This is a genomic window from Catenulispora pinistramenti (assembly GCF_018274385.1).
In the GTDB taxonomy this organism is placed as follows: domain Bacteria; phylum Actinomycetota; class Actinomycetes; order Streptomycetales; family Catenulisporaceae; genus Catenulispora; species Catenulispora pinistramenti.
On the sequence record NZ_JAAFYZ010000075.1, the window covers coordinates 28,793 to 41,833 of the forward strand.

General features: G+C 71.5%; 12 protein-coding genes. 4 read left to right on the plus strand and 8 right to left on the minus strand.

Features of this window, described 5'->3' with window-relative positions; all coding sequences use genetic code 11:
• A complete protein-coding gene (locus KGQ19_RS22050) occupies nucleotides 1-777 on the minus strand; it encodes a VOC family protein (RefSeq protein ID WP_212011108.1) in 777 nt (258 codons plus the stop codon).
• A 169-nt stretch (nucleotides 778-946) separates the two neighbouring features.
• On the opposite strand from KGQ19_RS22050, the gene KGQ19_RS22055 reads away from it, so the two are divergent.
• Nucleotides 947-2,404 carry a hypothetical protein gene (locus tag KGQ19_RS22055; RefSeq protein ID WP_212011109.1) on the plus strand — a complete coding sequence of 486 codons (1,458 nt, stop codon included), beginning with the start codon at nucleotides 947-949 and terminating at the stop codon, nucleotides 2,402-2,404.
• A gap of 109 nt (nucleotides 2,405-2,513) precedes the next feature.
• On the opposite strand, the gene KGQ19_RS22060 is transcribed toward KGQ19_RS22055, so the two are convergent.
• Nucleotides 2,514-2,765 carry a hypothetical protein gene (locus KGQ19_RS22060; RefSeq protein WP_212011110.1) on the minus strand — a complete coding sequence of 84 codons (252 nt, stop codon included), beginning with the start codon at nucleotides 2,763-2,765 and terminating at the stop codon, nucleotides 2,514-2,516.
• A 139-nt stretch (nucleotides 2,766-2,904) separates the two neighbouring features.
• Between KGQ19_RS22060 and KGQ19_RS22065 the strand changes: the two genes are divergently transcribed.
• Both KGQ19_RS22065 and KGQ19_RS22070 read left to right on the plus strand, forming a co-directional pair.
• On the plus strand, nucleotides 2,905-3,873 hold the full coding sequence (locus KGQ19_RS22065; protein WP_212011111.1) for a ketopantoate reductase family protein: 969 nt from the start codon (nucleotides 2,905-2,907) through the stop codon (nucleotides 3,871-3,873).
• Between the two features lie 110 nt (nucleotides 3,874-3,983).
• Nucleotides 3,984-5,129 carry a lysylphosphatidylglycerol synthase transmembrane domain-containing protein gene (locus tag KGQ19_RS22070; protein WP_212011112.1) on the plus strand — a complete coding sequence of 382 codons (1,146 nt, stop codon included), beginning with the start codon at nucleotides 3,984-3,986 and terminating at the stop codon, nucleotides 5,127-5,129.
• 55 nt (nucleotides 5,130-5,184) lie between these two features.
• Here the strand turns inward: KGQ19_RS22070 and KGQ19_RS22075 are convergent, their stop codons facing one another.
• The 6 genes from KGQ19_RS22075 to KGQ19_RS22095 all read right to left on the minus strand — a co-directional run bounded on the left by KGQ19_RS22075 (nucleotide 5,185) and on the right by KGQ19_RS22095 (nucleotide 11,769).
• Nucleotides 5,185-7,041, minus strand: a complete 1,857-nt coding sequence (locus KGQ19_RS22075) for an ABC transporter ATP-binding protein (RefSeq protein ID WP_212011113.1) — start codon at nucleotides 7,039-7,041, stop codon at nucleotides 5,185-5,187.
• A complete protein-coding gene (locus tag KGQ19_RS22080; protein WP_212011114.1) occupies nucleotides 7,038-8,027 on the minus strand; it encodes an ABC transporter permease in 990 nt (329 codons plus the stop codon). Before KGQ19_RS22080 ends, KGQ19_RS22075 begins: the two co-directional genes overlap by 4 nt.
• The gene (locus KGQ19_RS22085; RefSeq protein ID WP_212011115.1) at nucleotides 8,024-8,986 is read right to left on the minus strand and encodes an ABC transporter permease; all 963 of its coding nucleotides are present in this window, start codon (nucleotides 8,984-8,986) and stop codon (nucleotides 8,024-8,026) included. Before KGQ19_RS22085 ends, KGQ19_RS22080 begins: the two co-directional genes overlap by 4 nt.
• 10 nt (nucleotides 8,987-8,996) lie before the next feature.
• Entirely contained in the window at nucleotides 8,997-10,712 is a 1,716-nt protein-coding gene (locus tag KGQ19_RS22090) for an ABC transporter substrate-binding protein (RefSeq protein WP_212011116.1), read from the minus strand.
• 172 nt (nucleotides 10,713-10,884) lie between these two features.
• Nucleotides 10,885-10,980, minus strand: a complete 96-nt coding sequence (locus tag KGQ19_RS52875) for an Ms4533A family Cys-rich leader peptide (protein WP_323746664.1) — start codon at nucleotides 10,978-10,980, stop codon at nucleotides 10,885-10,887.
• 198 nt (nucleotides 10,981-11,178) lie between these two features.
• Nucleotides 11,179-11,769, minus strand: a complete 591-nt coding sequence (locus KGQ19_RS22095) for a TetR/AcrR family transcriptional regulator (RefSeq protein WP_212011117.1) — start codon at nucleotides 11,767-11,769, stop codon at nucleotides 11,179-11,181.
• Nucleotides 11,770-12,585: 816 nt separating this feature from the next.
• Between KGQ19_RS22095 and KGQ19_RS22100 the strand changes: the two genes are divergently transcribed.
• Nucleotides 12,586-13,005: a hypothetical protein gene (locus tag KGQ19_RS22100; RefSeq protein WP_212011118.1), complete on the plus strand. Its 420-nt coding sequence runs from the start codon at nucleotides 12,586-12,588 to the stop codon at nucleotides 13,003-13,005.
• Nucleotides 13,006-13,041: the final 36 nt, after the last annotated feature.

Genomic DNA, 13,041 nt, shown 5'->3' on the forward strand with positions numbered 1-13,041 from the left:
CTAAGCCGCCGCAACCTCTTCATCGTCCCCCTGGAACAGCGCGAAAACCGCCCCCTGCGGGTCGCGCAGCGTCGCGAAGTGCCCGGTGCCGGGCAGATGGAAGGGCTCGGTCAGAGTCTGGGCCCCGAGTTCGGCCGCGTGTTGGGCCTTGGCCGCGGCATTCTCCGTGCGGAAGTACGGCAGCCAGTGCTCGGGTGTGCTCTCCGGGACGCCGCCGGCGTTCATGTCCTGGATGCCGCCGAAGTGGTGGTCGCCGACGCTCAGGTGCGGGTAGGAGTCGGCGCTGATGGACCAGCCGAACAGGGATTGGTAGAAGGCGGTCGCCGTCGGGACGTCGCGCGTGGCCAGTTCCACCCAGCACGCCGCGCCGGGCTCGTCCCAGCGGCCGAAGCCGTGGAAGGCGCGGGGCTGCCAGATGCTGAACATGGCGCCGGTGGGGTCGCGCAGCACTGAGAAGCGGCCGCTGTCGAAGATGTCCATGGGCGCCATGACCACGGTGCCGCCCTCGTCGGCGGCGCGCGCCGCGACGTCGTCGGTGTCCAGGACGGCGAAGGAGACCGTCCAGGCCACCGGTTGGCCCGGGGCGTAGAGGGGCGACAGGGCCGCCACCGGGGTGTCGTCGAGGGTGGCGCTGGTGTAGCCGCCGGCTTCGGCGCGCGGGTCGGTGGTGAAGGTCCAGCCGAGCAGGGAGCCGTAGAACCGGCTGGATTCCGGCACGTCGGAGGTGCCCAGTTCGACCCAGCACGGGGCGCCGATGACGGCTTCGGTCGGCTTCACGCGATGGCCTCCTCGCCGGTGCTGCGCTCGTCCCCACCGGCCACGTTTCCACCTCGCGCGGGCGGGCGCTAGCGGAATCGGCCATCCGTTCATCCGTTCAGCGCAAGCGATTCGTGTCTGAGGGCACTGATCGCCCAAAGTGGGGCCCGACTTCGGCAATCTCGGGCGGATGGATCTGACCTTGGCCACACGGTTCTCGGCAACGGCGGCGGCGATCGGGCTGGTCGGCGGGGCGTTCGTGGCGTTACCGGCGGGCGTCGCGGCGGCGACCGCGCCCGCGGCTCACCCGGCCGCGCATCCGGGCGGGTATCCGGCCGCGCGGCCGGCCGCCTTCACCCCGCCGCGGGCCGACCAGGGGGCGGTCCCGGCCGGGTCCATCCCCTTCTCGGTCGCCGATCCGGACACGGCGCCGCGGCCGGTGGTGACCGCCGAGATCGGCGGGGTGCAGCTGCTGTTGCTGCTGGACACCGGCTCCACCGGCATCCGCGTGGCGGCCGACAAGATCCCGTCCAGCGCGGTCGCGGTCACCGGCGCGGCGCGGCCCTACGGCTACGGCAGCGGCATCCAGCTGCACGGCGACCAGGCGAACGCCGACGTGGTCCTGGCCGGCTACCACACCGGTCCGCTGCCGATCGAGCTGGTCCGCTCCACCGACTGCTTCGCCGACAAGCCGGACTGCCCGGCCGCGCACGGGGCCGAGCCCGCGATGTTCGGGGGAGTGCTCGACGGGATCATGGGCGTCAGCCCCGAGGAGATCTCCGGGCTGGTCAACCCGCTGTGGGGGTTGCAGGACCCGGCCGGGAACCACATCGGGCGGCAGTTCGCGGTGCGGTACGACCCGGCGGAGGTCAGCGGCGAGATCCTGTTGAACGTCCCCGCCGCCGGCTACGGTCTCGCGCAGTTGCCCCGGACGCCCCCGCTCAACCACCAGCGCTCCCGCCCGGCGAACCCGGCGAAGCCGCCGTCCTGGAACCCGCGCGCCGTCCAGACCTGCGTCGAGGGCACCGGCCTGGCGAAGACCTGCGCCCCGGCGATGTTCGACTCCGGCACCCCCGAGTTCGCGCTCAACGTGCCCGGGGCCCCGGCCGCGACCTGGCCCGCCGGGCGTTCTCTGACCGTCGGCGTCCCGCAGGCCCGCTGGTCGGCCACTTACGGCACCGGCGCGGGGACCGGCGTCACCGTGACCGACGCGCCCTCGACCGACACCTCCGGCACCCTGATCGGGCTTCCGGCGTTCGCCAAGGGGCCGATCCGCTTCGACCTCGCGGCCGGTACGGTCGGCTTCCCGGTGCCCGGCGCGTCGGCGGGTGCGGCGCCCGCACCGCAGCAGCGCGGCCTGGTCCAGGCGGCCCCGGCCCCCGCAGCCGCAGCCGCGGTGCAGCCCGCAGCGTCCCAGCACGCTGCGACGACACAGCGCCCGGCGGCACCCCACAGGACGACCACGAAGTCCGCCAGGCGTCAGCCTTCGAGCCGGCCGTTCCACAAAACCGGCAAGAAGGCGCGCAGCCTGCCCGACACCGGCGTCCCGCTGTCGGCGGCGCTCGGCGCGGTGACCGCGTTGACCGCCCTGCTGGCCGGTATCGGCACCGTCCTGGCGGCCCGCCGCCGTCCCGACCACAAGGCCTGATGCGCATAGGCCTGATGCGCATAGGTCTGATGCGCATAGGTCTGATTCGCGCCACTGCGAGAAGGGCTGCTCCCGCCACCCGGGAGCGGCCCTTCTCGCAGTCGGTCAGCTAGTCATCCGACGCCAACCCGCCGACGTCCGGTTGCTGGACCCGGTGATGATCGGGACGGCAACCGAACAGCGACCAATGGTGACCGTCGCAGAGCTCGGTGGGCAGGGCGTGCCGGACCACGGCGGTCGGCGACGCCGAGGCGGTGACAGCGGCCGCCGCGCTGACGGCGGTCAGTGGGGCCAGCGAGACGACGACGGCGCAGTTGAACGCCAGGCGTGCGGCCCTGCGGGGTCTAATGAGAACCTTCATGACGTCCAGGGTCGCGATCCGCACCGGCGAATGCCGCATCCGTTGCGCCGAATGGTTGGCGGCTTCGGCGTGTCGGGGATGATCGCCTGCCCGGGATCGTTCGGCGTTCAGGACAAGCTTCCTTCAGGAGGAGTGCGGCATGCGGATTCTCGTCGTCGGAGCCGGGGCCACCGGCGGGTATTTCGGCGGGCGGCTGGCCCAGGCCGGGCGGGACGTGACGTTCCTGGTCCGCCCGGGCCGGGCCCGGAAGTTGCGCGAGCGCGGCCTGCGCATCGTCGGGCTCGGCGAGCAGACGGTGCTGGAGCCCGAGCTGGTCACCGCCGATGCCATAACCGGCCCCTATGACCTGGTGCTGTTCACGGTGAAGGAGTCCGGGCTGCTCGGGGCGGTGGCGGACATGGCGCCCGCCGTCGGCCCGGACACCCTGATCGTTCCGGTGCTCAACGGTATGCGGCAGATCGACGTGCTGGTCGAGCGGTTCGGCGAGGCCGCCGTGCTCGGCGGCATCGCCTACGTCATGACCACGATCGATGCCGAGGGCGACATCCTGCGCCTGGACGGCATGCACCGGCTCGTCTACGGCCGGCGGGACGGCAGCGTCGACGAGCAGGTCTCGGCGGTGCACGCCGCGCTGTCCGACGCCGGGTTCGACACCGTGCTGTCCGAGCGGATCCTGTCGGGCATGTGGGCGAAGTGGACGTTCATCGCCACGCTCGGTGCGGTGTGCGTGCTCGGCGACGGGAGCGTCGCCGAGGTGGCGGCGGTCGCCGGCGGCCAGGCCCTGGCCTTGGCGGTGCTCGCGGAGGGCGCGTCGGTCGCGGCGGCGGCCGGGTATCCGGTGTCGGACAAGGAGCTCGACCTTGTTCGCGGCATGCTGACGACGGCCGGGAACGACGGCACGTCGTCGCTGTTCCGCGACCTGAGCGCCGGGCTGCCGGTCGAGGCCGAGCAGATCTTCGGCGACCTGGTGGCCTCGGCCGAGGCGCTGGGCGTCGCGGTGCCCTTGATGGCGGCGGTCGCGGTCCGGCTGCGGGTGCACAACGCACGGCTGGACACTGAGCGGCTGGTTACTGAGCAACTGGAAAACGTGCCGGCGGCCGGCGCGTAAGGGCTTTGTGTTCGTTCGGTGTGGCCGGGCGGAGTATCGACGCATAGATATGCGTGACCAGTTAGCCTCCTCGGTATAGGGGCGCTCGGATCCGGGCGGAGGGGGTTGTGGTGGGGAAGCTTGGTGACCGCGGTTTCGGTGTCGGAAGAGGTGCCGGAAAACCTGGTGGCCGCAAGCTCGGTGTCCGGGGGCGGCGGGCCGTCACGATCCTGCTGCCGGTGGTGGTGTGCGTCGCGGCGTTCGGGTACGGGCTGCCGAAGCTGGCTTCGTACCACGGAGTGCTGGGCACTTTCCGCGACCTGACCTCCGGCTGGGCGGTCCTGGTCCTGGCGGCGGCCGGAGTGAACCTGCTCCTGAACTGGCTGTTCATCGCGGCGGCGATTCCGGGGCTGCCGTTGCGCCGGGCCGCCGCGGTGAACCTGGCCTCGACGGCGGTCGCCAACACGGTCCCGGCCGGCGGCGCGGTGTCGGTCGGCGTGAGTTGGCGGATGCTGTCGAGTTGGGGGCTGAGCAAGCGCTCGTTCGCCGTCTACACCGGGGTCACCGGGCTGTGGAGCACGCTGGCCAAGCTGGCCACGCCGGCGATCGTGGTGCTGGTGCTGGCCGCGACCGGTCGGCTGACCGCCGGGACCGGCGCCGTCGCCACGCTGTGCCTGGGTGCGCTGGTCTGCGCGGCCGTGTTCGTCGTCAGCGCGGTGCTGGTGCGCCGGTCGCTGCGCGACGAGCGGGCGGCCGACGCGGTCGGGCGCGGCGCGCAGCGGTGGGCCGACCGGCTCTTCCGGGTCCTGCGCCGCACCGCGCCGACCACCATCGCCGCGGCCGTGGTGCGGTTCCGGAACGATGCCGTGGACCTGCTCCGCGCGCGCAGCCGGCGGCTCACGCTGGCCACCATCGGCAACGACCTGGGCTGGCTGCTGGTGTTCCAGACCAGCCTGCTGGCCTGCGGGGTGCCGCAGTCGGAGGTGCCGTGGAGCCGGTGCCTGGCCGGGTACGCGCTGGCCCGGGTGCTGGCCGTGCTGCCGGTGACGCCGGGCGGGGTCGGCGTGATCGAGTGGGGGCTGGCTGGTTATCTGGCGGGCGGGCTCGACACGGCGGGGAAGGCCAAGGTCACCGCGGCCGTGTTCTTGGCCAGGGGGCTGACGTACGCGCTGCCGATCGTGTTGGGGGCGCTGGCCTATGCCGGGTGGCGGTTGCGGCGGGGGCCGGCGGCCCCCTCGAACCAGGCGGTGGCCGGCTCGCAGCAGGCTGCCGAGTAGAACCTCGCGATCTGCCCGACCGCCTTGGATCCCGCAGGCCGCCGACTTGGATCCTTTAGGCCGCCGCCAGTGCCTCCCGGCGTCGGGCCCGCTGCGTGCGGGCGGCGACCGGGTCGACGATCGGCACCGCGTTGAGGAGCGTGCGGGTGTACTCGTGCCGCGGGGCGTCGAAGAGCGTCGCGGTGTCGGCGAGCTCGACGATCTTCCCGGCCCGCATCACCGCCACGCGGTCGGCGACCTGCCGGACGACGGCCAGATCGTGCGCCACGAACACGACGGTGAGCCCGTACTCTTCCTGGACGTCGCGCAGCAGGTCCAGGATCACGGCCTGGGTCGAGACGTCGAGCGAGGCCACCGGCTCGTCGCAGACCAGGAGCTTCGGGCGCGGGGCCAGGGCGCGGGCGATGCCGACGCGTTGGCGCATGCCGCCGGAGAACTCGTGCGGGAAGCGGTCGTAGGAGTCGGGGTCGAGGCCGACCTTGGTCATGAGGCCGTGGACGCTGCCGCGGATCTCAGCGTCCGTGAAACCGCCGGCGATGCGCAGCGGGTCGGCGATGGTCTCGCCGACGGAGCGCCGGGGGTTCAGGGACGAGAGCGGGTCCTGGAAGACCATCTGCAGGTCGTGGCGCAGGGGGCGGAGCTGGCGCTCGGGGAGTGCGGAGATGTCGGTCCCGGCGAACACCACTCGGCCCGCTGACGGTTCCAGGAGCCGCACGAGCATGCGCGCGAGGGTGGTCTTGCCGCTGCCGCTCTCGCCGACCAGGCCGAGGGTCTCGCCGGCGCGCAGGTCCAGGGTGACGCCGTCCACCGCGCGGACGGGTTCGGTGCGGCGGGCGAGCAGGCCGCCGCGGCGGTAGTGCTTGGTGACGGCTTCGATGTGGGCCAGCACTTCAGGCTCGGCAGGGGAGCCGTCGGCAGTCGTGTCCCGTTCCACCAAAGGCGAATCCAGCCGGGGCATCGCCGCCAGCAGCCCCTGCGTATAAGGGTCCTGCGGCGCCAGCAACACCTGCTCGGCCGACCCCGCCTCGACCGCCGAGCCCTCGTGCATCACCACCACGTCGTCCGCCGTCCCGGCGACCACGCCGAGGTCGTGGCTGATCAGCACCAGGGCCATGCCGGTCTCGGCCCGTACCTCGTCGAGCAGGTCCAGGATCTGCGCCTGGACCGTCACGTCCAGGGCCGTCGTCGGCTCGTCCGCGACCAGTACCCGCGGCCGGCAGGCCAGCGCCATGGCGATCAGCGCGCGCTGGCGCATGCCGCCGGAGAACTCGTGCGGGTGCGCCCGGTAGCGGCGTGCGGCGTCGGGGATGCGCACCTGCTCCAGCACCTCGACAGCCCGCGCCCGGGCTTGCGCCCGCGTGGCCTTCGTGTGCACCCGGTACACCTCGGAGATCTGGTCGCCGATGGTGTGGAAGGGGTCCAGGGCGGTCAGCGGGTCCTGGAACACCATCGCGATCTGGGACGCGCGCAGCCGGCGCACCGCGGCTTCCGGGGCCGTGACCAGGTCCACGCCGTCCACCAGCACGTGGCCCGACACCCGCGCGGACGTGCCGCGGTGCAGGCCCAGCAGGGACAGCGCGGTGGCGCTCTTGCCCGAGCCGGACTGGCCGACGATGCCGAGCGCCGAGCCCGCCGAGACCGCGAAGCTCAGGTCGCGGACCGCGTGCACCACCGAGCCGCCGCGGACCGGGAAGTCGATGCTCAGGCCCTTGACTTCGAGCACCGCGCCGGACCCGGCGACCGGACCCGAGTCCGAAGCCGAGTCCGGACCCAGGCTCGAAGCCGAACCCGGGCCTGAAGCCGAGCCCGAAACCGAGTAAGGACCCAAGCTCGAAGCCGAACCCGGGCCCGAAACCGAGCCGGACTCCGCGCTCGCCCCGGGCTCAGCGCCGGTATCCGATATCGCGCTCATGCCAGCTCCACTCGAGGATCGATAGCCGCATACAGAATGTCGGCCAGCGCGTTGGCCAGCACATAGACCGCGCCGGCGGTCAGCGTCACGCCGACGATCACCGGCAGGTCGGTGCTCCCGACCGCGCTGACCAGCGCCTGGCCGATGCCCGGCAGGCCGAACATGGTCTCGGTGAGCACCGCCGAGGTCATGATCCCGGCCAGGTCGATCGCGGCCATCGTCACCAGCGGGGGCAGCGCCCCGCGCAGCACGTGCCCGGTGATGATCCGGCGCTGGCTCAGGCCGTAGGCGCGCGCCGTCCGGACGTGGTCCTCGCTGAGCGTTTCCAGCGTCTGGGCCCGCGTCATCCGCGCGTACGCCGCGGCCTGGATCAGCGCTAGCGCGATCCACGGCAACAGCAGGTTCTGGGCCCAGCCCGCCGGATCCTGGGTCAGTGGCACGTAGGTCGGGAACGGCAGCCACCGCAGGTCGGAGCAGAACACGATGAGCAGTATCAGCGCGACCAGGAACACCGGCATGGCGTACCCGACCAGCACCACCGCGTTGAGCCCGCGGTCCAGCCAGCGCCGGCGGCTGAGCACCGTCACCAGCCCGGCGCCGATGCCCAGCAGCAGCGACAGCGCCATCGCGCCGAGCGCCAGGGACGCCGAGACCGGCAGCGTGCTGCCCAGGATGGTGGTCACCGGCTGGTCGGTCTCGAAGGAGTAGCCCAGGCACGGCGCCGGGCAGTGCCGCACCGACGGACCCGAGGAGTAGTCGTGCCCGAAGAAGATCGCGTGCAGGAACGACAGGTACTGGTCCACCAGCGGCTTGTCCAGGCCCATCGAGGACTTCACGACCGCGAGCCGGTCCGGTGTGCAGCCCTTGCCGCACGCCAGCAGCGCCGGGTCGGAGGGGCCGGCGTAGAAGAGCCCGTAGACGATCGCCGACAGCGCCAGCAGCACCACGGCCGCGCCGATCACCCGGCGGATCAGGTAGCCGATCACGCGGCCACCTCGGTGTTCCGCGGGTCCAGCGTCCGCCGCACGCCGTCGGCGAGCAGGGTGAACGCCAGCAGCGTCAGGAACAGAGCGCCGCCGGGGACGAGCACATACATCACGTCCGGCCGGAACCAGGTCGTGCCGGCCGAGAGCATCTGGCCCCAGGACGGCGTCGGCGGGCGCACCCCGACGCCCAGGAACGACAGCCCGGCCTCGCTGATCATGTTGGTCGGCACCAGCAGCGCGGCGTAGGTGATGATCGGCGTCACCAGCCCGGGAAGGATCTCGCGGCGGGCCACGCGCAGCGGCGGCGCGCCGGAGAGCTTGGCCGCCGCCACGTAGTCCCGGGTCCGCAGCGACAGCGTCTGGCCGCGCGCCAGCCGGGCCGTGGCGCCCCAGCCGAGCAGCGCGATGACCACGGCCAGCACCAGCGGCCGCGGGACCGAGCCCGGCACGATCGCCATCAGTCCGATCGCGAACAGCACCGAGGGGAACGCCAGTGTCAGGTCGGTCAGCCGGCTCAGGGCGGAGTCCACGAACCGCCCGCCGAGCCCGGCGGCGATGCCGACGGACACGCCGATCAGGACCTGGAGCGCCGTGGCGCCGAGCGCGACGCCCAGGGAGATCCGGGCGCCGTAGACGAGCCGGGCGAACAGGTCGCGGCCGGTCTGCGGCTCGACCCCGAGCCAGTGGGCGGCGCTGACTCCGCCGAGCGAGCCCAGCGGGGTGCCGCCGGAGGCCGAGTCGACCAACTCAGGGTGCTGAGTGGTCGTGTCCTGGCCCTCCAGCGCCGTCAGCAGCGGGGCGAGGACCGCGACCAGCACCATCAGGGTGATGATGACCATGCCGGTCGCGGCGGCCTTGTCCTGGCGCAGCCGGCGCCAGGTGGCCCCGCGCGGGCGTGGGGGCGAGGACGGGTCGGGTCCCGGCTGGGGACCCGTCGCCGCCTCGAGCGTGACCGTCAACGCAGTGGCCTTACTTGACCGAGACCCGGGCCAGGTCGTACTGGCCGCGCCAGCCGTCCGGCACCGCGTTCTTGACGTTCTTGCCGAACAGCGAGACGTCCTTCTCATAGAACAGCGGCACGGTCAGCGCCTGCTGCCCCAGCTTGGCGTCCAGCGCGCCCCAGCGGGCCTGGGCCTGGGCCGGGTCGGTGATGGCGTTGATCGCGTCGATCTCGGCGTTCACGCTCGGGTCGTTCAGCTGCGCCAGGTTGAAGTTGCCGCCGCTGCTGATGATCTCCCGGCCGTCGAAGATCGGGATCAGGAACGGCGCGCCGGAGGGCCAGTCGGCACCCCAGTACTGCAGCGACATGCCGGGCTCGGTGCTGGGCTTGCCGGTCACGTCGGTGTATCTGTTGTCGTCGATCGGGTTCAGGTTCACGGTGATGCCGGCCGCCTTCAGCGCGTCCTGGACCGCGGTGGCCACCTTCGGGCCGAAGTTGTTGGCGTCGTCGGACTGGTGGGCCAGTGTGACCGTCAGGCCGTTGGGATAGCCGGCCTGGGCCAGCAGTTCCTTGGCCTTGGCCGGGTTGCCCGTGGCACCGGCCGGGAAGTAGTCGTAGGGCTGGTAGCCCAGGGCCTTCTGCGGCGGCAGGAACGTGGTCGAGGCGCCGGCCACGGCGGTGCCGCCCGCGGCGTTGACGGCGGTGGTGCGGTTGATCGCGTAGGAGATCGCCTCGCGGACCCGGATGTCGTCGAACGGCTTCACCTTGGTGTCGAAGGCGATGTAGGTGGTCGCCGGGAACTCGCCGTGCGCCACCCGCTTGGCCAGCGCCGGGTTGCTGTTCAGCTGCGCCAGCTGGTCCGGGCCGATGGTGGTGTCGGTGGTGACGGCGTTCGCGTCCTGGCCGGTGCCGGTCGCGATGCGCTGGTTGATGACCGCCGGGTCCAGGCCCGAGGTGACGTCGATCTTGTCCGGGCACGCGTAGCGCAGCGGGTCGGTGGCCGCCGACCAGTGCGGGTTGCGCACCAGGTCCAGGGTCTTGTTCTTCTCATAGCTGGCGACCATGTAAGGACCCGAGGAGATCGGGTGCTTGTCATAGTCCACGCCGGTGTCCTTGGCCTTGGGCACCGGGGCGAATTGGGTGGCGGTGGCCAGCAGCGGGAAGTCACCCTCGGGCTTGCGCAGGTGGAAGATGATGGTCTTGGGGTCCGGGGTCTCGATCGCGGCGATGCCGTCCGGGTCCTTGTAAGGGCCCTGGTAGTTGGCAGCGTTCACCAGCCAGTCCCGCAGGTACGGGGCGCCGCCGGGCAGTTCCGGCGCGAACGAGCGCTCGATGCCGTACTTGATGTCCGCCGAGGTGATCGGCGTGCCGTCCTCGAAGAAGATGCCGTCCTTGAGGTGGTACGTCCAGGTCTGCGCGTTGTCGCTGGGCGTGCCCAGGTCGGTGGCCAGGTCCGGCGCCGGCTTGGTGCCGTCCTGCCCGGGCTCCCGGTTGCGGGTGGTCAGGGTGCGGAACAGCAGCGAGGGGATGTTGCCGCCGCCGGAGGTGTAGATCCGCGCCGGGTCCAGCTTGCTGATGCTGTCCTGGTTCAGGACCTCCAGCGTGCCGCCCTGGCAGGTCTTGGGATCGAACGCGGCGGCGGTGCCGGAACCGCCGGAGGAGGAGTGTCCCGACGACGACGAGCACGCGGCCGTCCCGGCGAGGACCAGCGCCAGGGCAGCCGAAACGACGGATATTCTCCGCATGGGAAGACCTCTCGGATGAGGGGGGAGACGTGGGGCGGCGGCGCGGGCCCTGGGAAGGCGCGCACTGACGGGAACGCTTGGTGTGGGGGATGCGCGAGGAACGCGCAGGGAGCCGGCGAGAACGGCTGCCGATGAAGGCTCCGGCTCGCGGCTGCTGCCGGCCGAGAGCTGCTTAACGGCTACAGAGGATGTCCGCGACGCAGTGGTTCGTCACCGCGAGCAGGGCGCGTTCGAGGAACGCCATGCGGGTCGCGATGATCGAGGACATGTCTAGAAAATAGGTCGGGATTCTAGGGACGGTCAAACCGGTTCGGTATATGGACAAGAGCTTGACGTGATCGTTACCCGAGGGTGCCCTGGCCGAGATTATTCGCCCCCGGGCGGCTCGGGCGCATGACGCGATTGTGCCCTGGCGGTATCAGCGTTATGCGATTCAACTCAACGCCGGGCTGCTGGTTCGCCGAAGTCAGAGTTCTGTGACGGTCCGCCGCGCGATCGGTTCCAGCGCCGTGGTCAGTTCGGCCGCGGCCCGGCGCACGTAGACGGGGAAGTCGGCGCCGTCCGGCTCCTCGGTCCAGCGCGCGAACGCCGCCTGGAACACCGCGACGCCGACGTCGGCGAGCAGCCGGGCGGCGGTGTTGGAGGCGCCGCGGGCACGCAGGACTTCGGCCACCGCGTCGACGACGGCCGCCAGCTTGGTGCGCTCGCGCTCCTTGAGCTCGGCGCTGCCGGCGACGATGCGGCGGCGTTCGGGGGAGCGGGGCACCTGCTTGGCCAGCAGCGTGCCGGTGTCGGCGAGGCCGGCGATCAGGGCCTCGGCCGGGGTCAGCGCCGGGTCGGTGGCCTGGACCGCCTGGGCGATGACCGTGGGGAGCCGGTCCGAGCCGGCGAACAGGACGTCGCGCTTGTCGGCGAAGTAGCGGGAGAACGTGCGGCGGGTCAGGCCGGCGTGGTCGGTGATGTCGGTGACCGTGACGTTCTCGTAGCCGCGCTCCAGGAACAGGGCGAGCGCGGATTCACGCAGGCGGTCCTCGGCTCTCGGGTCCCAGCGCGGCATGGTGCGATTCTAGTGCCGTGTCAGGCATGCTTTGCCCGGTTGTTTGTGACGGAGTTCGTGGTGGAGTTCGTGGCGGAGTTCGTGACGCGCTGGTCGCCGGGCGGGATCTGTTGGTGGCTGGTGTTGTGGGCCGGGTTGCGGTTGGGGTGTGGGTTTTAAATGCTTTTTACGGCCTTCGGTCATAGTTGTGCCGGTTCGGGGTTCGGGTCGGCGGGTTTGCTTGTCGGCTGCCGGTTCGCGCGTTCACAACCCCGCCCCACCTCAGGCCTCTTCAACTCCGGCAAGTCCGAGCAAGAGCAAGATCAAGAGCCACAAGCAAGGTCAAGGTCAAGGGCTGTGGTGAAGGGCCGGGCCTCCGGCGGGCCTCGGCAACCTCAGGGAAACTTGCGCGGTTCCCTCGGGTGGCCGGGTCAGTCTCAGCGGCGGCGGTCGGTGAGGTGGTGCGGTCCGTTCCCCACGGTCGCGTCGTCAGCCCGATGGGTACAGCACCGGTGTCCGGGGGTAAAGTCCGCGCGCTTGCGGTCGGGCGTGTGAGCTGCGGTTTGTGATAGCGCGAACTTGACCCCCGGCCACCGGCACTGTAGGCGAAGCCCTGCCGACGCGACCGAGGGGAACGAACCGAAAACCAGCCGGAGAAGTACAAAACAGGAGGTGCGGGTACCGGCGGCTCGGCGAGTACGGCCGCCGGTCAGGGTGCTGGCAGCGCGGCAGTCCCGAGGTGCGCATTCTGGGCTGGCGGGTGCGGTGCGGGCTCGCCTGGCTGCCGCCGGATGGCATGTAGACCTGGCCGCCCATCGCCACGATAGCCGCCGCCGGATGACAGACCTGGCCACCAAGGCATGCCGCCTACCGCACCTGGGCGTGTTCTCGACCAACTCCCCACCGGCCCGCCGCCGCACCCTCACCGGCAGCTGCATCACCGACCCGCGTTGTCGTTCCCTGCGATTGCTATTCTTCCGGCTGGTTTTCGGTTCGTTCCCCTCGGTCGCGTCGGCAGGGCTTCGCCTACAGTGCCGGTGGCCGGGGGTCAAGTTCGCGCTGCACGAAACCGCCGCCTACCTGCATGACCGCCGCGCGCGGACTTTAGGGCTTGCAGATAAACAACACGCTGGTTTGATCTTAGGGTTGGTGTGTCGGGGTGGGTCCGGTGTCGGTGTCGGTGGCGAGTTGGTGGAGGTCGTTCAAGGTGGTGGGGTGGTCGCCGGCTGGTGTGATCTGGTGGCCTGCGGCCTGTAGGAGTCGCCGGATTTCGGCTGTGTGCCTGTTGATGGT

Excerpts from the sequence above, each read along its gene's own strand:
- KGQ19_RS22055 (WP_212011109.1), top strand. The coding sequence starts at position 947 with ATGGATCTGACCTTGGCCACACGGTTCTCGGCAACGGCGGCGGCGATC.
- KGQ19_RS22060 (WP_212011110.1), bottom strand. The coding sequence starts at position 2,765 with ATGAAGGTTCTCATTAGACCCCGCAGGGCCGCACGCCTGGCGTTCAAC.
- KGQ19_RS22065 (WP_212011111.1), top strand. The coding sequence starts at position 2,905 with ATGCGGATTCTCGTCGTCGGAGCCGGGGCCACCGGCGGGTATTTCGGC.
- KGQ19_RS22075 (WP_212011113.1), bottom strand. The coding sequence starts at position 7,041 with ATGAGCGCGATATCGGATACCGGCGCTGAGCCCGGGGCGAGCGCGGAG.
- KGQ19_RS22090 (WP_212011116.1), bottom strand. The coding sequence starts at position 10,712 with ATGCGGAGAATATCCGTCGTTTCGGCTGCCCTGGCGCTGGTCCTCGCC.
- KGQ19_RS52875 (WP_323746664.1), bottom strand. The coding sequence starts at position 10,980 with ATGTCCTCGATCATCGCGACCCGCATGGCGTTCCTCGAACGCGCCCTG.
- KGQ19_RS22095 (WP_212011117.1), bottom strand. The coding sequence starts at position 11,769 with ATGCCGCGCTGGGACCCGAGAGCCGAGGACCGCCTGCGTGAATCCGCG.
- KGQ19_RS22100 (WP_212011118.1), top strand. The coding sequence starts at position 12,586 with ATGACAGACCTGGCCACCAAGGCATGCCGCCTACCGCACCTGGGCGTG.